21 protein-coding genes are annotated in these 18,481 nt (G+C 61.0%); 14 read left to right on the top strand and 7 right to left on the bottom strand.

Features of this window, described 5'->3' with window-relative positions; translation table 11 throughout:
* Positions 1-3 precede the first annotated feature (3 nt).
* Positions 4-1,182 (top strand): glycosyltransferase family protein, encoded by a 1,179-nt coding sequence (locus IE127_RS14170; protein WP_189426368.1) that lies wholly within the window; start codon positions 4-6, stop codon positions 1,180-1,182.
* A gap of 7 nt (positions 1,183-1,189) precedes the next feature.
* Here the strand turns inward: IE127_RS14170 and IE127_RS14165 are convergent, their stop codons facing one another.
* Both IE127_RS14165 and IE127_RS14160 read right to left on the bottom strand, forming a co-directional pair.
* Positions 1,190-1,435 (bottom strand): DUF4170 domain-containing protein, encoded by a 246-nt coding sequence (locus IE127_RS14165; protein WP_189426367.1) that lies wholly within the window; start codon positions 1,433-1,435, stop codon positions 1,190-1,192.
* 21 nt (positions 1,436-1,456) lie between these two features.
* Positions 1,457-2,284, bottom strand: a complete 828-nt coding sequence (locus tag IE127_RS14160) for a 3'(2'),5'-bisphosphate nucleotidase CysQ (RefSeq protein ID WP_189426366.1) — start codon at positions 2,282-2,284, stop codon at positions 1,457-1,459.
* 308 nt (positions 2,285-2,592) lie between these two features.
* On the opposite strand from IE127_RS14160, the gene IE127_RS14155 reads away from it, so the two are divergent.
* A complete protein-coding gene (locus IE127_RS14155) occupies positions 2,593-3,108 on the top strand; it encodes a DUF6101 family protein (RefSeq protein ID WP_189426365.1) in 516 nt (171 codons plus the stop codon).
* An 87-nt stretch (positions 3,109-3,195) separates the two neighbouring features.
* Here IE127_RS14155 and ubiA read toward each other — a convergent pair whose 3' ends face one another.
* Positions 3,196-4,128: a 4-hydroxybenzoate octaprenyltransferase gene (ubiA, locus tag IE127_RS14150; RefSeq protein WP_189426364.1), complete on the bottom strand. Its 933-nt coding sequence runs from the start codon at positions 4,126-4,128 to the stop codon at positions 3,196-3,198.
* 67 nt (positions 4,129-4,195) lie between these two features.
* Between ubiA and IE127_RS14145 the strand changes: the two genes are divergently transcribed.
* Together IE127_RS14145 and IE127_RS14140 are read left to right on the top strand one after the other, a co-directional pair.
* Complete coding sequence (locus tag IE127_RS14145) at positions 4,196-4,945, top strand: 16S rRNA (uracil(1498)-N(3))-methyltransferase (protein WP_189426363.1); 750 nt, start codon at positions 4,196-4,198, stop codon at positions 4,943-4,945.
* A 72-nt stretch (positions 4,946-5,017) separates the two neighbouring features.
* Positions 5,018-6,403, top strand: coding sequence for a glutamate--cysteine ligase (locus IE127_RS14140; protein ID WP_189426362.1), 1,386 nt, complete (start codon positions 5,018-5,020; stop codon positions 6,401-6,403).
* A gap of 27 nt (positions 6,404-6,430) precedes the next feature.
* On the opposite strand, the gene IE127_RS14135 is transcribed toward IE127_RS14140, so the two are convergent.
* The 3 genes from IE127_RS14135 to IE127_RS14125 form a co-directional block, all read right to left on the bottom strand.
* The gene (locus tag IE127_RS14135; RefSeq protein WP_189426361.1) at positions 6,431-7,195 is read right to left on the bottom strand and encodes an ABC transporter permease; all 765 of its coding nucleotides are present in this window, start codon (positions 7,193-7,195) and stop codon (positions 6,431-6,433) included.
* 20 nt (positions 7,196-7,215) lie between these two features.
* Positions 7,216-8,205 carry an ATP-binding cassette domain-containing protein gene (locus tag IE127_RS14130; RefSeq protein WP_210310512.1) on the bottom strand — a complete coding sequence of 330 codons (990 nt, stop codon included), beginning with the start codon at positions 8,203-8,205 and terminating at the stop codon, positions 7,216-7,218.
* Between the two features lie 73 nt (positions 8,206-8,278).
* The gene (locus IE127_RS14125; protein ID WP_189426360.1) at positions 8,279-9,166 is read right to left on the bottom strand and encodes a LysR family transcriptional regulator; all 888 of its coding nucleotides are present in this window, start codon (positions 9,164-9,166) and stop codon (positions 8,279-8,281) included.
* A gap of 148 nt (positions 9,167-9,314) precedes the next feature.
* Between IE127_RS14125 and IE127_RS14120 the strand changes: the two genes are divergently transcribed.
* Positions 9,315-9,584: a hypothetical protein gene (locus tag IE127_RS14120; RefSeq protein ID WP_189426359.1), complete on the top strand. Its 270-nt coding sequence runs from the start codon at positions 9,315-9,317 to the stop codon at positions 9,582-9,584.
* Between the two features lie 201 nt (positions 9,585-9,785).
* On the opposite strand, the gene IE127_RS14115 is transcribed toward IE127_RS14120, so the two are convergent.
* Positions 9,786-10,298: an invasion associated locus B family protein gene (locus IE127_RS14115; protein ID WP_373297324.1), complete on the bottom strand. Its 513-nt coding sequence runs from the start codon at positions 10,296-10,298 to the stop codon at positions 9,786-9,788.
* Between the two features lie 357 nt (positions 10,299-10,655).
* On the opposite strand from IE127_RS14115, the gene coxB reads away from it, so the two are divergent.
* From coxB to thrC, 9 genes are all read left to right on the top strand, one after another.
* Entirely contained in the window at positions 10,656-11,516 is an 861-nt protein-coding gene (coxB, locus tag IE127_RS14110; protein ID WP_244640252.1) for a cytochrome c oxidase subunit II, read from the top strand.
* A gap of 22 nt (positions 11,517-11,538) precedes the next feature.
* A complete protein-coding gene (gene ctaD / locus IE127_RS14105; RefSeq protein WP_189426358.1) occupies positions 11,539-13,239 on the top strand; it encodes a cytochrome c oxidase subunit I in 1,701 nt (566 codons plus the stop codon).
* A 68-nt stretch (positions 13,240-13,307) separates the two neighbouring features.
* Positions 13,308-14,243, top strand: coding sequence for a heme o synthase (locus IE127_RS14100; protein ID WP_189426781.1), 936 nt, complete (start codon positions 13,308-13,310; stop codon positions 14,241-14,243).
* The gene (locus tag IE127_RS14095) at positions 14,240-14,422 is read left to right on the top strand and encodes a cytochrome c oxidase system small membrane protein (protein WP_189426357.1); all 183 of its coding nucleotides are present in this window, start codon (positions 14,240-14,242) and stop codon (positions 14,420-14,422) included. Before IE127_RS14100 ends, IE127_RS14095 begins: the two co-directional genes overlap by 4 nt.
* Positions 14,422-14,961, top strand: a complete 540-nt coding sequence (locus tag IE127_RS14090; protein WP_189426356.1) for a cytochrome c oxidase assembly protein — start codon at positions 14,422-14,424, stop codon at positions 14,959-14,961. Before IE127_RS14095 ends, IE127_RS14090 begins: the two co-directional genes overlap by 1 nt.
* 3 nt (positions 14,962-14,964) lie before the next feature.
* The gene (locus tag IE127_RS14085) at positions 14,965-15,801 is read left to right on the top strand and encodes a cytochrome c oxidase subunit 3 (RefSeq protein WP_189426355.1); all 837 of its coding nucleotides are present in this window, start codon (positions 14,965-14,967) and stop codon (positions 15,799-15,801) included.
* A gap of 70 nt (positions 15,802-15,871) precedes the next feature.
* The gene (locus IE127_RS14080; RefSeq protein WP_189426354.1) at positions 15,872-16,252 is read left to right on the top strand and encodes a DUF983 domain-containing protein; all 381 of its coding nucleotides are present in this window, start codon (positions 15,872-15,874) and stop codon (positions 16,250-16,252) included.
* Complete coding sequence (locus tag IE127_RS14075; RefSeq protein ID WP_189426353.1) at positions 16,249-16,992, top strand: SURF1 family protein; 744 nt, start codon at positions 16,249-16,251, stop codon at positions 16,990-16,992. Before IE127_RS14080 ends, IE127_RS14075 begins: the two co-directional genes overlap by 4 nt.
* A 74-nt stretch (positions 16,993-17,066) precedes the next feature.
* Positions 17,067-18,458: a threonine synthase gene (thrC, locus tag IE127_RS14070; RefSeq protein WP_189426352.1), complete on the top strand. Its 1,392-nt coding sequence runs from the start codon at positions 17,067-17,069 to the stop codon at positions 18,456-18,458.
* The last annotated feature ends 23 nt before the right edge of the window (positions 18,459-18,481 follow it).

Below are 18,481 nucleotides of genomic sequence, written 5' to 3'. Positions count from 1 at the left end.
CCGGTGTCTGCCGCCTTGCGATCCCGCCGCGTCCTCTTTGTCTCCAATGGGCACGGAGAGGATTGGATCGCAGCCGCGATAGTCCGCGCGCTCCCGCCGGGTCTTGAGATCGATGCCTATCCGATGGTCGGCACCGGTGGTGCCTATGCCGATATCTGCCCGATCGTGGGGCCGCGGGCTCAGGTGGCTTCGGAGGGCTGGAGAAACGTCAAGGGGTCCTGGCGCCGTGACATTATGGGTGGAGCCCTGGCGACGGTGCCGCCCGCTTTGAGCTTCCTGCGTGCCGTACGCGACCACTACCAAACAGTCGTGGTCGTCGGCGATATGGTCGGAATCCTCGCGGCGCTCTCGACTGGTCACCGCGACCTGCTCTACATCGATGTCTACAAGACGGGTGCTGCGCGGCTTTATTCCCCACTGGAAAGGCGAGCCATAAAACGCACCTGCCGCACGGTCTTCTGTCGGGCCGAAAGTCTCGCCTCTCCGTTGCGGCGCCTGGGCATCGACGCTCGCGCTGCCGGCAATGTGATGATGGATACCATTCCAACGCTTGCCTATGATGCCGCGGGCCGGCGCCGCAAGCGCCTGGGATTGACGCTGCTGCCGGGCAGCCGGGCGCTGACGGTCGAGAGTTTCGCGGTTCAGGTCGAAGCGCTGCGAACGGTTCCTGATGAAGAGCGTCCGGATGTCTTTCTGGCAGTTGCTGGTGGTGTCGATGTTGCAGCGCTTGCCGAAGCCACTGGGCTTAGCCAGTCCATCTGGCCGACTGCCGAGCCGGGAGATCTCGGCGCGCTGCAGGATCGCGATCTGACGATCCACATGGCTCGCGGCGCCGCACTCGGGCAACTGATTTCCGCCTCGGACCTCGTGATGTCGCAAGCCGGCACGGCCACCGTTCAGGCGCTGGGGTCAGGTCGGCCGGCAATCACGTTCATGAACCCGCGAGATCGCCGTTCGAGATTTCGCGATGAGCAGGGGCTGTTCGGGGATGCGCGGCTTGTCACCACGCCCGATGCGTCGAGCGTCGGAAAGGCATTGCGGACCCTCCTGAACGACGATGCCGATCGCCAGCGGCGCGCCGCGATCGGTCGTGAGCGCATTGGCGGGCCGGGGGCCCTGCAAGAGATCGTGGCAGTCTTGTGCGAGACCGCCGGCCAGATCCCGCCCGCCGTCGAGGCCTAGTGGCGCGTCAGGCGCCGCGCTCTTCCGGATCCAGCAGCCGGTGCAGATGCACGATGAAGTAGCGCGTCTGCGCGTTGTCCACGGTCTGCTGTGCCTTCTGCTTCCAAACATCGTAGGCCGCGGCATAGTTGGGATAGACGCCGACGATATCGACCTGCTTGAGGTCGGCGAATGTCACGCCCTTGAGATCGGAGAGCTCTCCGCCGATCACCAGATGCAGCAACTGCTTTTGCGTTTCCTCGGTGCTTGCCATCGCTTCTGCTCCGTAAGGGTATCAGATTTCGGCACTGTCTTGCGGTTCAGGACACCCGTAAACCTTGACCAGTGCGCTGTGAATGAGGGGTTTTAGGCTCATGTCGCTCAGCGCCGCAAGCGCGCCATGGCGCAACTCTGCCTTGTTGAAAACAGGAAACCCGCAGCACACATCCTCAATGCCGATCCCGGCCTCGCTCAGAATGACCGTTGCGGCTGCAATGTCCCAGTCCTGTGAACCGCGCCGCGACACCGCGGCATCGAGCTTGCCGGTCGCGACCTGCACGAGTCTGTAGGCCAGCGAAGGATAGGCGGGGCCCCTCTTGTAGTCGAGCCCAGCCGCCTGCAACTCCTGGTGCACCGCGCCGGGCGCCGGGATGAGCGGCAATGCGCCACTTCGCCGATTGCGCGTCAGCGGCTCGCCGTTCATGCGCGCTCCGCCGCCAATGCTGGCTTCGTAAAGTTCATCTCTCGCGGGGGCATAAAGTACGCCAGCGATCGGCCTACCGTCTTCGATCAGCGCCAGCGAAACCGTCCAACTGTCCTGGCCGGCGAGAAACCCGCGCGTGCCGTCGATCGGATCGACAATGAACACCCGACGGCGTGAAAGCCTGTCCGGATCATCCGCTGTCTCCTCGCTCAGCCAGCCATAGTCGGGACGCGCGGCCATAAGGCTCGCCCGCAGATACTGATCAACGACGATATCAGCTTCGCTTACCGGGGAGTCGTTGGCCTTGTGCCAGCGCTTGATGTCCTGGCGGAAATAGCCGCTGGCCAGAATCCCGCCAGCCACTGCGCTTGATCGCAGTAACTCGAGATCGTCTTTGAGGGAGGGCCAGGGCGAATTCATGCTTGGGGCTTGTAGGCTTGCGCGCAGGTCCTAGCAAGCATGTTCACTGGCGGTATCTCGTGCGCTCGCTGCCCATGCTGGCTCATCGCAGCAACGCCGTTCCGGCGTGGCCGCCCGTACTGGTTAACAGTCAACGATTTTCCTGTGTTAACTGCCTCTTACACCCGGTCAGAACCCGCTAACCCTGCTGAAAAACAACGCAAACTTAACCGACTTTCTTAAGCCGCCCAGCATCGCGAGGCGCTAGGTTGGGTCCATAAGCAGAGCGCAAAAAAAGCTCTCGAAAGTTCACAGGAAGGTATTCGCAAATGGTTCGTGGCGTGGAGATCGAGGGCGCGGGTGTCGTGTTGGCGTTCGGCAGGCCCGATGTCGCGGGAAAGCGCTTCGTGGCAGCCAACGACAATGGCCCGCGTGAGCCTGTCAAGACCGTTACAGTGCGCCGCAAGCTCGAAAAGAGCGGCGTTGCCATCAAGATCAAAGTGCCGGTCGATGAGTTTGTCGGCGTCGCGGTTGCAACCGCGATTTCGGAGGACGGTGTCCTTCGCTCGATGATTGAGCTGGTGCACGACGATGATGAGCTCAATTACCGGGTCTTTGAGGAAGTCGGCAATCAGAGCGTCGTCGCCGAGTGGCAGAATTGGGGCCGCAAGCTGCGCTTGCCACTGCTGATCAAGGCGGGCGACGGCAGCTATCTGCCCTATTCCCAGCAGGTCGATGGCGTCATGCTCGGCAACAACACGGAACGGCGCAGGCTGGCGAGCGAATCCGGCCGCCGCGCCCGCTTCCTCAACCGGCGCAAGCCCGGCCAGAACGGCACGCGCTGATACAACAGTTTCTTGCTCCTCCAAAGCAGCCAAAAGGGCCGGTCGGTGGTGCGACCGGCCCTCTTGCGCATTGGGGCTTGGCTCTGTCTAAATCAGCCACTCGGCAATGAAGGTGAGCGTGAAGATCAGCCCCACCCAATAATTCGACCAGAACCGTGCGAGGGCATTACCCGGGTTTGCCGGATCGACGGAAACCACCTGCCAGGTGAACAGCCCCGCCACCACCAGCAGCCCAACAATGAAGACCACGCTGCCGCCAGCCAGAAGCCCCGCCACCAGCCACAGCGACGCGGCAAAGGCGTAAAAGGCACCGACCCAAGCCTTGGCGCTGTCGCCCCACAGGCGTGCTGTGGATTTCACTCCGATCAGCGCATCGTCCTCGCGATCCTGCAGCGCATAGATCGTATCGTAGGCGATCACCCAGCAGATCGTGCCGAAATAGAGCAGGATCGGCGGCAATCCGAGACTGCCCATCTGGCTGCTCCAGCCAACAAGCGCGCCCCAGCTGAACACCAGCCCGAGAAAGAGCTGCGGCCACCAGGTTATCCGCTTCATGAACGGGTAAATGGCAATCAGTCCGAGCGACGCAATGCCGAGCCCGATGGTGAAAAAGTTAAACTGCAACAGGATGATGAATCCGAGGAGCGCCTGGAGAACCATGAACGCCACGGCGTTTGTGCGCGTAACCTGTCCGGATGGAATAGGACGCAGGCGAGTCCGCGCGACCTTCGCATCGATGTCTCGGTCGACAATGTCATTGAAGGTGCAGCCGGCACCACGCATCAGAATCGCGCCAATGAACATCAGGATGAGCGCGACCCAGTCAAATCCTGCTCCCGGATCGGCGACAGCTGCCATGCCGAGGGAGAAGGCGCAGGGCCAGAACAACAGCCAAAAACCGATCGGCCGGTCCCATCGCGCCAATCGCGCATAAGGCAGGAGCCAGTCAGGCGCGAAGCTGTCGACCCAGTTGCCCCGTGGTGCGTCCACGAGTGAACCGGGCTTTGGAAGTTTGGGCATGAGAGCCTTCGTTGGCTAGGGGATCCGTGTTAAGGCCGGCAAGCTAGCCGTCAGCCAGTGCAAGTCAATGCCTCGTACCCTCGCCCATCTCCAGCGCCTGTTCGTCAACGCCCCTATGTCGAGTGGAGCCGTCCTCTCTCTCGGCAAGGATCAATCCCTTTACCTCGCGGCCGTGTTGCGAAAGCGCGTTGGCGACGAGACTGTGGTCTTCAACGGGCGCGATGGGGCATTCCTTGGGCGTCTCACACGGGATTCCAAGAAGGCGGTCGAACTCGAACTGGTCGAGCGCATAGCCGAGCAGAGCCCTGCGTCCGATCTCTGGTACGGCTTCGCGCCGCTCAAGAATGAGCGCATGGACTATGTCGTGCAAAAGGCCACGGAGATGGGCGTCGGCACCATGCAGCCGGTTCTGACCGAGTTTACCCAGGTCTCTCGGCTCAAGCAGGAAAAGCTCGAAAAGAACATCATCGAAGCGGCCGAGCAGTGCGAGGTGCTGAGCGTACCCCGGCTCGAGCCGGAAATCGCGCTCAAGAGTTTGATCGAGCAGTGGCCCGAGCGCCACGGCAGCCGACGGCTCGTCCTTGCCGATGAAGCACGTGCCTCGGCATCGCCGGTCGGTGCACTGTCGGAACTCAACAGTGACCCCGTCGGTTTGCTCATCGGACCGGAAGGCGGATTTTCCGACGCCGAACGCGAACTTCTCAGGGCGCAATCATTTGTTGTAACCATTAGTCTCGGGCCGAGAATCCTGCGTGCCGACACCGCGGCTGTAGCTGCTCTGGCCGTACTCCAAGCCACCATCGGTGATTGGCGATAAAAGGGATTTGATTTCGCGGCCTCAATATATATGGTCGCCGCCACTTTATTACTTCCAAGCCATGAGGGCCTGATGGCCGGTGACGACCAATACTCCCCGCCGATCGAATCGCGCACCGACCTGATCGAGGCCATGGCGAAAGGTGCCAAACCGCGCGAAGACTGGCGGGTCGGCACCGAGCATGAATTGCACGTGTTTCACACGGATCCGCTGCGTCCGGTTCGTTACGATGGCGAGCAGGGCATCCGCGCGCTTCTTGAAGGCGTTCAGAAGGCGCGCGGCTGGGACATGTTCTATGACGGCGACAATCCCATCGGTATGCGCAACAACCAGGTCGCTGGCGGCATCACTCTGGAACCGGGCGGCCAGTTCGAGCTCTCGGGCGCCCCTCAGGCAACGGTTCACGGCACCGCCGCGGAAATCGCCGAACATGTGCGCATTACCAAATCGGTAGCGGAGCCGCTCGATATCAACTTTCTGGGCCTTGGCGTGACACCATTGTGGTCGGTCGATGAAATCCCGGCTGTGCCGAAATCGCGCTATGCGATCATGGCGCCCTATATGGATAAGGTCGACACGCTCGGGCGGTCGATGATGTTCCGCTCCGCCACGGTGCAGTCCAATCTCGATTTCAGCTCTGAAGCTGACATGGTCAAGAAGCTGCGCGTCAGCCTCGCACTGCAGCCGATCGTGACCGCCTTGTTCGCCAACTCCCCGTTCGTCGATGGGCGAGACAGTGGCTATCAGAGTTTCCGATCGCATATCTGGGAACACACCGATCCAGACCGGACCGGCATGCTGCCCTTCGTCTTCGAGGACGGGTTCGGCTTCGAGCGCTACGCCGACTATGCTCTTCAGGTGCCGATGTATTTCGTCGTCCGCGACGGCCAATACGTCAACGTGGCAGGCGAAGACTTCCGCGCGTTCCTTGATGGGAGGCTGCCGCAGCTACCCGGTGAAAAACCGACGCAGCGCGATTGGGAGGATCACCTCTCGACACTGTTCCCGGAAGTCCGGCTCAAACAGTTCCTCGAAATGCGCGGCGCCGACATGGGCGAACCCAAGATGGCGACGGCGCTTTCTGCGCTATGGGTCGGGCTGCTTTACGACGATGTTGCATTGCAGACGGCTTACGAGCTTGTGATGGAATGGGAGCCGGAAACCCGCCAGATCCTGCGTCGCGAAGTCCCAAAGACCGCTTTGAAGACGGTCTGGCCAGACGACGTGCTGCGTTTCGGTGAAGTGCAGGACGCAGCCCGCGAAGTCGTCGGTATCGCCAGTGCCGGCCTCGCTCGCCGCGCCATTCTCGATGAGAACGGCAATGACGAAACCATCCACATTGCGCCGCTTGAAGAAATCGTGCAGCGTGACGAGACCCGTGCGCAATACTGGTTGAAGCGCAATCGGGACGCCTGGAAAGGCGACCTGACGCAGATCTTCAAGGAAGCCAAGGTCTAGCCGTCACCAAAGAGCGAGTGCCGCGCATTACTTGGTCTGCGCGGCAAAGACCCGGTTGCCGAACCACGCACCGAGCGCGATCAGCGCAATTGCGAGCACCAGCCCAAGAGCAACCACCGGCGAGAGCACCTCGCCGCGGAAGATCGCGCGTAGCGCGTCGACGATGTGCTTGAAAGGGTTGATCGCCGAGAGCACCTGCAGCCAGGCGGGCGCGAGGCTCATCGGCAACAGGATGCCGGACAGCAACAGCACGGGCAGGGCTACGGTGTTGACCAGCGGTGCAAACGCGTCCTCGCTTTTCGTCATCAGGCCGACGGCATAGGAAATGTAGGAGAAGGCGGCGCCAAGCATTGCGATCAGCACGAGGCCGATCAGCACCGCCCAGATCGGCACGCGCAGCCCGAAAAAATACGCGCAACCTGTCAGGATGATCGCCTGGACCACGAGCACCACCACATCGCGCAGAACCCGGCCGGAAATCAGGGCGACACGGCTGGCAGGCGTCACCATCATTCGATCGATTACACCGGCGCGCCATTCCGCGATGATGCCGAAACCGACGAACAGTCCCCCGAAAATGCCAAGCTGCACCAGAAGCCCGGGCACGAAGACAACCCAGGCATCGCCGGGCGGAAACCCGGGTACGCTCGCCACGCGTTCAAGCAGCGGGCCGAACAGCGTCAGATAAAGGATTGGCTGCAAGATACCGATGGCCACCCACAGCGGCTGGCGTACGGACAGCAGCATGGCGCGCGAAAAGACGGTCCAGGTATCGGATAGGATTGTCGGCATGAGCATTGTCCTGCAGTCGGTCAGTCCCGCAACGAGCGACCGGTAAGGCTGAGAAAGACGTCATCGAGCGTTGGCTTTTTCACTTCGACGCCGGTCGCCGTGATATCGGCACGCGCCAGCTCCGCAAGCAGGGCCGGCAAGGCCGAGGCGCCATCCGGTACGTGAACACGCACCAAATGCCCTTCGACAACAGGCGTTTCGGCGCCCGGCATCTTTGCTGCTGCATCGCCGGCCTGGCGCGCATCGGCATCGTCGCGGAAAGTCAGCGTGATTGCATCACCCGAGACACGCCGCTTCAATTCGGATGGCGTGCCCTCGGCAACGATCTCGCCCTTGTCGATCACCAGCAGCCTGTCCGAGAGCGCATCTGCCTCGTCCATGTAGTGGGTGGTAATAAAGACGGTGGTGCCGATTTCGTCGCGAAGCTTGCGGATATGCGTCCACAGATTGGCGCGGCTCTGCGGGTCGAGCCCGGTCGATGGCTCATCCAGAAACACCAGCTTAGGCTGGTGGATCAACCCCATCACGATATCGAGACGCCGCCTCTGTCCGCCGGAGAGCAATCCGCACTTGCGCTCCCAGATGTCGGCAAGATCGAGCGCTGCCAGCAGATCGCGGGCACGTTGCGTCGCCGTGTGCTTGTCGATGCCGTAGAAGCGAGCATGGCTCACAAGTTCTTCCCCAGCCCGCGCCTCGGATGCCGTAGAGCCCGCCTGGCTGACATAGCCAATAGCCCGGCGCACCCCGACCGGATCCTTACGCAGATCAAACCCGGCCACCCGGGCGCTGCCGCCCGTCGGCGTCAGCAAGGTCGTCAGCATCTTGAGCGTCGTCGTCTTGCCGGCACCATTCGGCCCCAAAAAGCCGACGATTTCGCCCGATGACACGGAAAAATCGACGCCGCGAACAGCCTCTACCGTCTTCCCGCGGGTCTTGTAGATCCGGGAGAGGCCCTTCGTTTCGATCATGATCTGGCCGTCAGCTGTCACATTGGGCTGATCGTTATCCATCGGTATTCATGCTCCGTCGCAGCCGGCCATCATCGTCGGTTATGGATACTAGGCCTTGATACGGATTCGTCCATCACTCAGCTGCTTCCATGTGCCGGGAGCGATCAAGATTACCCATGCTATTGATGATGTGCGTGGCAAGCGCATCATAAATGCTGCCATAGGCATGGCTGCCGCGCATGAGCGCAATCTGCGCGTCGGCGAGGCGTGGCAACCCGTAGCCCTCATCGACAAGCCTCATGCCGGGCTGCAGCGCGCTTTCTGGCAGAAACCCGACAGCCAGGTCTGACAGAACGGCACTGGTGATCGCCGTGGCGTTTGATGATGTGTAGGCGACACGATAATCCCGGCCAGTCCGGTTCAGTGCCTCGAGCGCATCCAGACGCCAGATGCAGCAGCTGGTACCGCAGGCAACCGGCAGCACCGGCGCACTCAGAGCATCGCCACCCTGTGACGCGACCCAGTGCATCTTTTCGGTCCGGAACAGCTCCCCATAACTGTTGCTGGTGCCTTGCGTAAAAACGATCAGATCGTATTGGCCGCTGCGCATTCCGGCGAGCAGTTCTTCCGATGATGTCGTTGCCACATCGACAGCAATGCGCGGATGGGTGCGCTTGAAGCTCGAAAGGATCACCGGCAGCAGCCGCACCGCGTAGTCGTCCGGCACGCCGAACCGGACGGAACCCGATAGATCCTCATCGGCGAAGTAATCGAGAATCTCCGCATTAATCCGAAGCATCTGGCGCGCCCGCGCATAGAGCGCCTCGCCATGCTGGGTCGTCGCGACGCTTCTGCCGTCGCGCGTCAAAAGCGGGTAGCCGAGACGGTCCTCGAGGCGCTTAATCTGCATCGAGACAGCCGATTGTGTCTTGTGAACGCGCCGTGCTGCTTCGGTGAAACTGCCGCAATCGGCAATGGCGCAGAAACTCTTCAACTGGTCGAGATCGAGAGGAGAAGACATGATTGAAGCTCATCACGGTTTTTGATCGACAAGATAAAATCTATTTGTTGGACGAATGGATGTCCACTCCCTAGTTTCCCAATGTCGCCGCATCCTCCTGTGGTGGCGCCGCCGGCGGCTTGCCGGCAGAGCAGAAATGGACAGTACGATGACCCTCTTGCTTTCGGGCGAGCGGTCCAAAGCGGCCGCAGCACAACCTCACGTTCGCTCTTTTCCGGCCCGCCTTGTCAAAGCCTGGATCGACGCGCGCCGTCGCCGCCGTGCGCTGGTGGCGCTGCTGGAGCTCGAGGAAGAGCGCCTCGATGATCTCGGTATCAACAGGAGCCTCGTGCTTGAGGCGATGCGCAATCCGAAAGCGCGGATCGGGCTCGACTTCGCTATGGCCCGTGCGCGCCGCGCCCGCGGCCTGACGGGGTAGTCCAACGCCGTTTCCGAGGACGAACAGTTCGCGCAGCCTGCTGCGCCCACTTGTTGGTTCGTGCTCTCGCGCTTGAGGCGGAGCGGCACGGATCATCACCCAGGTCGGCTTTGCCGGCCTTGTTTCCTGACCAACTGGCCGGACCGCGTTTTAGGCGCGTGTCCGGCTTTTTTCTGGCCAGAAGGCCCGTCTGTCAGGCAATCAGGGGAGCGCAGCGAAGCCGTCTGCAAACCCGGAAAGCGAGACGGGAATGCCGATGCCCTCTTCGGGCGTCCTAAAGACCACGAAAATTGCATCGTTCCCCTCGGACAGGGTGCTGATCAGCTCCTCGTCGAGCAAAACCTCGGCGATGCAGCCATTCGGCAGGCAACGGACGAATGCCACACGCCCCATATCCTCGCCATCGACGTTGAGGCCCAGCCCGTTCGGCAGAAGCACTCCCAAAGGTGCCAGCACCCGCAGGAGTTGCGCTTCGCGATCCGCTGTCTTGAGAACGATGACCGACAGGCCGACATTTGGCTGGTCTTCGGCCGTCACGTTCTGGATGATCGCGCACTGCTCGGAACTCGCGCCGGGTGGGGTGTCGCAACTCATCTGCCAGTCGCCGTATTCGCCACGTACGACGCTTTGCGCATTGGCGCCGCTGGTCAATGCGATGGCGCCGAACAGCCCGAAGGTGAGGCCTGCAAGAAGCCGCTTCAATCCTATAGTCACGATGCGCTCCACTTACTCGAATCGACCTCAACAGGGCACGTTTCCTGTTTCGACCATGCCCACACACGCTGTCAACGCTGCGTCCTCTGTGTCGATCGCAGAAGCCGAACGCGCGATTTGCCGCACAGGTGTTGATCGTGCTTGCGATGGACTTGCGCGTGCCGATGTGGTTAAGCAGTCACGAGACAGATGACGCTCCGGGGTTGAGTCGGGGCGGCGTAAGCTATGCCGCACAGTTGCCTCTCCCTGACTGCGATCCACCAACCGAATACAGGGGGTTATGAGGTGACCGCACTGACACTCAAGCGTTTGGCGCTGACGGCGATCGGCCTCATGGCAGCTTTCCCGGGTGCTGCAATGGCTCAGGATGCCGGCGCAACGCTCATTCAAGAAGGCGGCTATGCCCATGATGGGCAGCTCGGACTTCAAAGGTCCGTGACGCCGATCATGGATTCGATTGTCGCCTTCCATGATGGCGTTCTGATGTGGACGATCACTGCGATAGTGCTGCTTGTGTTGGCACTGCTGGTCATTGTGGTTGTGCGTTTCAACGCAAAAGCCAATCCCGTGCCGTCGCGTTTCACGCACAACACCGTTGTCGAGGTGGTCTGGACGGTTGTGCCGATCATTATCCTCATCGTTATCGCCGTGCCGTCTTTCGGCGTTTTGGCCGATCAGATCACCGTGCCGGATGGCGAGCGCAAATATCTTGGCTCCAACATCTTCTCGTTCGGCGAGGTCGAGGTGCCGGCGCCGGAAGTGACGGTGAAGGCGACCGGTGAGCAATGGTTCTGGACGTATGAATATGTCGATCAGGGCCTGTTCTTTGATTCCTACATGCTCAATGAGGAAGCGCGTCTGGCGGAAGAAGTCGTGCAGCCACGGCTGCTCGCGGTCGACAACGAGCTTGTCGTGCCCGTTGGAACGACCGTCCGTCTTCAGGTGACCGCAGCGCCGACCGGCGTGATCCACGCCTTTGCGCTGCCCTCCTTCGGTATCAAGATCGATGCCGTTCCGGGACGCCTCAACGAGACCTGGTTCAATGCTGAGGAAACCGGCATGTTCTATGGTCAGTGCTCGGAGCTGTGCGGTAAGGATCACGCCTTCATGCCGATCGCTATCCGCGTCGTTGAGCGCGAGGAATATGATGCGTTCATAGCTGCATTCGAAAACGGCAGCTATGATGACGCCCAGGCCACTCTCGTGGCGGCCCGGTAAGACAGAGTAGGGGACCACAGTAATGGCAAATGCAGACGCAGCTCATCTAGAGGCCCATGCAACCGGGCATGACAGCGCCGCAGAGCATGATCATGGCCCAACGGGCTGGAGGCGCTGGCTCTACTCGACCAATCACAAGGACATCGGGATCATGTACCTGGTGTTCTCGATCATCGCCGGTGTGATCGGCGGTGTGCTCTCCGGCTTCATGCGCATGGAACTGCAGGAGCCGGGCATCCAGATCTTCCACGGTCTGGCGGCCATGAGCTATGGGCTTGAGGGCGATGCCGCACTCGATGCCGGCAAGCACATGTACAACGTCTTCACCACTGCGCACGCGCTGATCATGGTGTTCTTCACCGTGATGCCGGCAACCGTCGGTGGGTTCGGTAACTACTTTGCACCGTTGATGATCGGGGCCCCCGACACAGCCTTCCCGCGTATCAACAATATCGCGTTCTGGCTTCTGCCGCCGGCATTCCTGCTCACCCTGATGTCGCTGTTCTTCGAAGGCCCGGCCGGCATGTATGGCTCAGGTGGCGGCTGGACCATCTATCCGCCATTCTCGACCTCCGGTCAGCCGGGTCCGGCGATGGATTTCGTGATCTTGTCGCTGCACGTTGCGGGTATCTCGTCCATTCTCGGCGCGATCAACCTCATCACCACGATCTTCAACATGCGTGCGCCCGGCATGACGCTTCACAAGATGCCGCTGTTCGCGTGGGCGACGCTGGTGACTGCGTTCCTGCTTCTGCTGGCGCTGCCGGTCTTGGCTGGCGGTATCACCATGCTCCTGACTGACCGCAACTTCGGCACCACGTTCTTCGCTCCGGCGGGCGGTGGTGATCCGATCCTGTTCCAGCACCTGTTCTGGTTCTTCGGTCACCCGGAAGTGTACATCATGATCTTGCCGGGCTTCGGCATCGTCAGCCACATCGTGTCGACCTTCTCGCGCAAGCCGATCTTCGGTTACCTCGCAATGGTCTATGCGATGGTTGCCATCGGCTTTGTCGGCTTCGTCGTGTGGGCGCACCACATGTACACTACCGGCCTCAGCCTCGACGTGCAGCGTTACTTCGTTGCCGCCACGATGGTGATTGCGGTCCCGACCGGCGTGAAGATCTTCTCGTGGATCGCGACGATGTGGGGCGGCTCGATCAGCTTCCGTACCCCGATGTTGTGGGCGATCGGCTTCATCTTCCTGTTCACCGTTGGTGGTGTCACCGGCGTGGTTCTGGCAAATGCCGGTGCCGACCGTGCTCTTCACGACACCTATTATGTCGTGGCGCACTTCCACTACGTGCTCTCGCTCGGCGCTGTCTTCACGATGTTTGCCGGCTGGTACTACTGGTACCCGAAAATGTTCGGCCTTCTGTACAACGAGAAGCTGGCCAACGCGCATTTCTGGGTGATGTTCGTTGGCGTGAACCTGATCTTCTTCCCGCAGCACTTCCTCGGGCTTGCCGGTATGCCGCGTCGCTATATCGACTACCCGGATGCGTACGGCATGTGGAACCGGGTCTCTTCGATCGGGTATTACATCACGTTCATCTCGCTGCTGATCTTCTTCTGGGTCATGATCGATTCGGTTCGCAAGAAGCGTAAAGCTCCTGACAATCCGTGGGGCGATGGTGCAACGACGCTTGAGTGGACGCTGTCGTCGCCACCGCCGTACCACTCGTTCTCGACCTTGCCGAAGATCGACTCGACCAACGCCCACTAAAGGGCAGACCATCTGGATCGCGGGCATGCCCGCGATCCGCTCGAACACAGTGCCCCCGGCGCAGGGATATCGCCTTGACGTATATCGAAGACAGTTCAGCGCTGACAGGAAGACAGGCTCGGGTCGAGGACTACCTCGCCCTGTTGAAGCCGCGCGTCATGTCGCTGGTGGTCTTCACGGCATTTGTCGGTCTCGTGCTGGCCCCTGGCAATCTGAACCCGGTTCTGGCTGTCATTGCCGTATTCTGCGTTGCAGTCGCCGCGGGCGCTTCCGGTGCCCTTAACATGTGGTTCGATGCCGATATCGACGCCATCATGAGCCGAACAGCAAACCGGCCTATCCCGCGTGGTCGGGTGAGTCGCGAGGAGGCTCTGGCTTTCGGCTTGTTCCTCGCTGTTGCCTCAGTGGCGCTCATGGGCCTCGCAACTAACTGGGCCGCCGCCGCTCTTCTTGCGTTCACCATCTTCTTTTACGTCGTGATCTACACGATGTGGCTGAAGCGCTCGACGCCTCAGAACATCGTCATCGGCGGCGCCGCCGGCGCGTTTCCGCCCATGGTCGGTTGGGCTGCCGTCACCGGCACGGTGAGCCTCGAAAGCGTGATCATGTTCGCAATCATCTTCTTGTGGACACCGCCGCATTTCTGGGCGCTGGCGCTCTACAAGCAGGGTGACTACGGCGCCGCCGGGGTTCCGATGATGCCCAACGTCGTCGGCGAGTCTTCAACCAGAAATCAGATCATGGCCTATTCTGTGATCCTGGCCGTTATTGCCATGGCACCGCTGGCGACAGGCTTTGCCGGACCGATCTACGGTATTGTCGCGGGTGGAACAGGCCTCGCATTTGTCTGGTACGCGTTGCGCCTGCGCCAGGCCTCCGATGGTGCCGAAATGCGTCGCCGGGCCCGTGCTTTGTTCCGCTACTCGCTGAGTTACCTGTTTGTGGTCTTCATGGCGCTTCTGGTTGATCGTGTTGCAACGCAAATGCTGGGAGGGATGCTATGACTGACCGGCAAACCGAAGACGGCCAACACCAACAGCCCGAAACCGAGGGGCAGGTCTTCCGCAAAAACCGCCGCGCACGCTCGATTGCATTGGCCCTTGCTCTGCTCGGCTTCGCGGTCATCTTTTATGTCCTGACCATCGCCAAGATGGGTCCAGGCCTGTTTGACAGGGCGCTGTGATGGCTGCCGCTTCTATCCACCGCAATGAAAAGGTGGCGATGACTCTGTTGTTCATCGTCCTCGGCATGACCGGTTTGGCCTTCGCCTCGGTGCCGCTTTATAGCCTCTTCTGTCAGGTCACCGGTTATGGCGGGACCACCCAGGTGTCTTCCGGACCCAAAGGGATCATCGATCGCGAGATGACCGTTCGGTTCGACTCGAACGTCGATCGGGGGCTGGCATGGTCGGTGAAGCCGGCGAGGGCAGTGACCGACCGCATCGGTGCCAGCGAGACAGTCAGCTACACCGCGACCAATCTCACGAACAGGCCGATCACCGGCATGGCGCTTTTCAACGTCACGCCCGAGAATGCCGGCTATTACTTCAACAAAATGGAGTGCTTCTGCTTTACCGAGCAGACGTTGCAGCCGGGCGAAACGGTAGAGATGCCGGTGACGTTTTTCGTCGATCCCGAGCTTGACCAGAACCATGATCTCGACACAGTACACGAGATCACGCTTTCATATTCCTTTTTCGCTTCGGACCAAGAGGGAAGCTGACCGATGGCCGCCCACGCCAAGAACCACGACTATCATCTCGTTGACCCCAGCCCGTGGCCCTTCGTGGCTTCGGTTGCGGTCTTCATCCTTGCCATTGGCGGCGTCGCCTGGATGCACAACTGGACCCCTTGGGTGTTCTTCATCGGCCTGATTGGCGTGCTCTACGTCATGTTCGCCTGGTGGAGCGATGTCCGCAAGGAAGCCAATAACGGCGTCGATCACACGCCGGTCGTGCAGATGCACCACCGCTACGGCATGATCCTGTTCATCGCCTCGGAAGTGATGTTCTTCGTTGCCTGGTTCTGGGCCTATTTCGACGGCTTCTTCCGTCTCGATGACGTGGAGCAGGTGGCGCGTGTTGCCGCAACCGGCGGCGTCTGGCCGCCACAAGGCGTGCAGCTGTTCGACCCGTTCCATCTGCCACTGTTCAACACCATCATTCTGCTGACTTCCGGCACTACCGTTACCTGGGCGCACCATGCCCTTCTGGAAGGTGACCGCAAGGGACTGCGCTGGGGTCTGGTGCTGACAATCCTGCTGGGCGCTCTGTTCTCGGTCGTTCAGTTCATCGAATACACCGAGGCCGGTTTCTCCTTCTCCGGCAACATGTATGGCGCGACCTTCTTCATGGCGACGGGCTTTCACGGCGCGCACGTTCTGATCGGCACCATCTTCCTGGCGGTCTGCCTGATCCGCGCCGAAGCGGGTGACTTCACCCCGCAGCGTCATCTCGGTTTCGAGTTTGCTGCCTGGTACTGGCACTTCGTCGACGTGGTGTGGCTGTTCCTGTTCGCCTCCGTCTATGTGTGGGGCGCCTGGGGCGTCGATATCGCCCACTAGCCACCACTGGCATTGTAGAATTCGAGGGCGCGGCGCATGCCGCGCCTTCTTCGTTTCAGGAGTGCCGTGAATGTCGACATCACAAGCCCCGCTCAATCCCGTAGTGACTGGAATCCGGTGCCGCTGTCCACGATGCGGCAAGGGCAAGCTGTTTCGCGGCTATCTCAAGCTTGTCGATCGTTGCACCGCCTGCGGGCTCGACATGGCATTTGCCGATAGTGGCGATGGCCCGGCGGTGTTCGTCATTTTTCTCGTCAGTCCTATCGTCGTAGTCCTGGCGCTGGCGGTCGGTGCAATCTTCAACCCGTCGCCGCTGGTCCATCTTGCGCTTTGGATCCCGACGACGCTGGTGCTCTGCCTCGCGCTTCTGCCGCCATTCAAGGGCGTGATGGTCGGCATGCAGTATCGGCACGATGCCCATGAAGGACATACCCGCGGAGACGACCGGTGAAGTGGAGCAACTGGCTGTTCGTCGCCATCATGCTGCTGCTGATGGCAGTGTTCATCGCGCTCGGGTTCTGGCAAGTCGAGCGTCTTGGCGAAAAGCAGGCCCTCATCGCTGCAGTCGAGGAGCGATATACGTCTGAGCCTGTCGCCTTTCCGCCCGCTCAAGATTGGGCCAGCCTTGACCCCGCCGACCTGATTTTTCAGCCCGTCGAGATAACGGGGCAATACCTGCCTGGCCAGTCGGTGCGCATCTTCACAAGCCTTGCGTCCACAACCGCTCGCGGCGCGGCGAGCGGGCCCGGGTATTGGGTGGTCACACCGTTCGCGCTACAGCAAGGCGGCACTGTCTTTGTCAATCGTGGCTTCGTTCCGGATGCGCTGATCGATGACTATATGACCGCCGAAAGCCTTCCCGCCGGCGAAGTGACGATCGAGGGGGTCCTGCGGGCCCCTGAAGCGGCAAGCCTGTTCACCCCGGAGCCCGATCCGGAGCGGCGTTTGGCCTGGGTGCGCGATCCGGGTCAACTCGCCGCCCTCGCCGAAGACGATCTTTCGCCCATAGCACCGATGACACTCGATCTCGCAGCGGGGCCCGAAGGCACGCTGCCGCAGGGTGGCGAAACGGTGATAGAGTTTCCCAACAACCACCTCGGCTATGCCATGACCTGGTTCGGCTTCGCGCTGATCACCCCGTTTCTGCTCGGCGCGTGGCTATGGCGTCAGCGGAAAACTTCCAACGCCTGAACAGCAAGTTTTCTTGCGGTTGGGGCAAAGGATCGCATAGGTTGCAGGGCGGTTTCTCGAAGGCACTCCACGTAATGCAGTTTGTATCCACCCGCGGCCAGGCCCCGAAGCTCGGCTTTTCCGACGCCGTTCTTGCTGGGCTCGCCTCTGATGGCGGTCTTTACGTTCCAAAGACCTGGCCACAACTGACACTAGAAGAGATCGCGGCTTTCTCCGGCAAACCCTACGCGGAGATCGCCTTCGATATCATCAGCCGCTTTGTTGGCGATGACGTCCCCGCCGGATCGCTGCGTGAAATCATCGATGGCGCCTATGCCGGCTTTCGCCATCCTTCGGTTGCGCCGCTTGTCGAGCTTGAGCCGGGCCACTTCCTCGTCGAGCTTTTTCACGGCCCGACGCTGGCGTTCAAGGACGTGGCGATGCAGTTCCTCAGCCGCATCATGGACCATATCCTCGCCGAGCGCGGCAGCCGCGCGACGATCGTCGGCGCCACCTCGGGCGATACGGGGTCTGCCGCGATCGAGGCTTTCAAGGGCCGCGACACCACAGACATTTTCATACTTCACCCGCATGGCCGCACCTCGCGCGTGCAACGCTTGCAGATGAGCACTGTGCTCGATGCGAACGTCCACAACATCGCAATAGAGGGGACGTTCGACGACTGCCAGGCAATCGTGAAAGCCATGTTCGCCAACTCCGGCTTTCGGGATCGTGTGCATCTGTCCGGCGTGAACTCGATCAACTGGGGGCGGATCGTCGCCCAGATCGTCTACTATTTCACCGCAGCCGTGTCGCTCGGTGCGCCGCATCGTCCGGTCAGCTTCACCGTGCCGACCGGCAATTTCGGCGACATATTCGCCGGCTATTGTGCCAAGCGCATGGGTCTGCCGATCGAGCGTCTGGTGATCGCCACCAATGCCAACGACATTCTGCGCAGAACGCTTGAAACCGGGCGCTATGAGAAGTCAGGCGTCACTGCGACCCAAAGCCCCTCGATGGATATCGAGGTGTCCTCAAACTTCGAACGGCTGCTCTTCGAGGCTGTCGGGCGCGATCCGCAAGCCGTGGTGAGAATGATGGACGGGCTCAAGCAGTCTGGCGGGTTCGAACTGCCCTCGGAAGCTCTCGAAACAATCGGCTCGGAGTTCTTGGCCGGCACCTCTAGCGAAGAGTCGACAGCGCGGGTCATCCGCTCCGTGCATGAGGCATCGGGCTATCTGCTTGATCCGCACACGGCGGTCGGCGTTGAGGTGGCGCGAGCCAATCTTCGGCGCCCCACCCCGATGATCACCCTGTCCACCGCGCATCCGGCGAAATTCCCGGAGGCCGTATCGAAAGCCAGCGGCGTCTCGCCGGCGTTGCCGCCAGCACTTGCGGATTTGCACGAGCGGGAAGAACGGCTTAGCGTTCTGCCCAACGACCAGAAACAGGTCGAGGACTTCATTTTGGCGCGAACCCGCGCCTGAGTATTACAAGGAGCCAGCGGAGC

It is taken from the genome of Devosia pacifica (genome assembly GCF_014652635.1).
In the GTDB taxonomy this organism is placed as follows: Bacteria; Pseudomonadota; Alphaproteobacteria; order Rhizobiales; family Devosiaceae; genus Devosia; species Devosia pacifica.
The sequence above is the reverse complement of the archived record's forward strand: the minus strand, read 5'-3'. Positions and strand labels throughout refer to the sequence as shown.

Bases quoted from the DNA above. Each gene is read 5' to 3' on its own strand.
- IE127_RS14120 (WP_189426359.1), top strand. From the start codon at position 9,315: ATGACCCTCTTGCTTTCGGGCGAGCGGTCCAAAGCGGCCGCAGCACAA.
- IE127_RS14095 (WP_189426357.1), top strand. From the start codon at position 14,240: ATGACTGACCGGCAAACCGAAGACGGCCAACACCAACAGCCCGAAACC.
- ctaD (WP_189426358.1), top strand. From the start codon at position 11,539: ATGGCAAATGCAGACGCAGCTCATCTAGAGGCCCATGCAACCGGGCAT.
- IE127_RS14085 (WP_189426355.1), top strand. From the start codon at position 14,965: ATGGCCGCCCACGCCAAGAACCACGACTATCATCTCGTTGACCCCAGC.
- IE127_RS14130 (WP_210310512.1), bottom strand. From the start codon at position 8,205: ATGGATAACGATCAGCCCAATGTGACAGCTGACGGCCAGATCATGATC.
- IE127_RS14090 (WP_189426356.1), top strand. From the start codon at position 14,422: ATGGCTGCCGCTTCTATCCACCGCAATGAAAAGGTGGCGATGACTCTG.
- thrC (WP_189426352.1), top strand. From the start codon at position 17,067: ATGCAGTTTGTATCCACCCGCGGCCAGGCCCCGAAGCTCGGCTTTTCC.
- IE127_RS14145 (WP_189426363.1), top strand. From the start codon at position 4,196: ATGCCTCGTACCCTCGCCCATCTCCAGCGCCTGTTCGTCAACGCCCCT.
- ubiA (WP_189426364.1), bottom strand. From the start codon at position 4,128: ATGCCCAAACTTCCAAAGCCCGGTTCACTCGTGGACGCACCACGGGGC.
- IE127_RS14160 (WP_189426366.1), bottom strand. From the start codon at position 2,284: ATGAATTCGCCCTGGCCCTCCCTCAAAGACGATCTCGAGTTACTGCGA.
- coxB (WP_244640252.1), top strand. From the start codon at position 10,656: ATGGCTCAGGATGCCGGCGCAACGCTCATTCAAGAAGGCGGCTATGCC.
- IE127_RS14155 (WP_189426365.1), top strand. From the start codon at position 2,593: ATGGTTCGTGGCGTGGAGATCGAGGGCGCGGGTGTCGTGTTGGCGTTC.
- IE127_RS14080 (WP_189426354.1), top strand. From the start codon at position 15,872: ATGTCGACATCACAAGCCCCGCTCAATCCCGTAGTGACTGGAATCCGG.
- IE127_RS14135 (WP_189426361.1), bottom strand. From the start codon at position 7,195: ATGCCGACAATCCTATCCGATACCTGGACCGTCTTTTCGCGCGCCATG.
- IE127_RS14125 (WP_189426360.1), bottom strand. From the start codon at position 9,166: ATGTCTTCTCCTCTCGATCTCGACCAGTTGAAGAGTTTCTGCGCCATT.
- IE127_RS14165 (WP_189426367.1), bottom strand. From the start codon at position 1,435: ATGGCAAGCACCGAGGAAACGCAAAAGCAGTTGCTGCATCTGGTGATC.
- IE127_RS14140 (WP_189426362.1), top strand. From the start codon at position 5,018: ATGGCCGGTGACGACCAATACTCCCCGCCGATCGAATCGCGCACCGAC.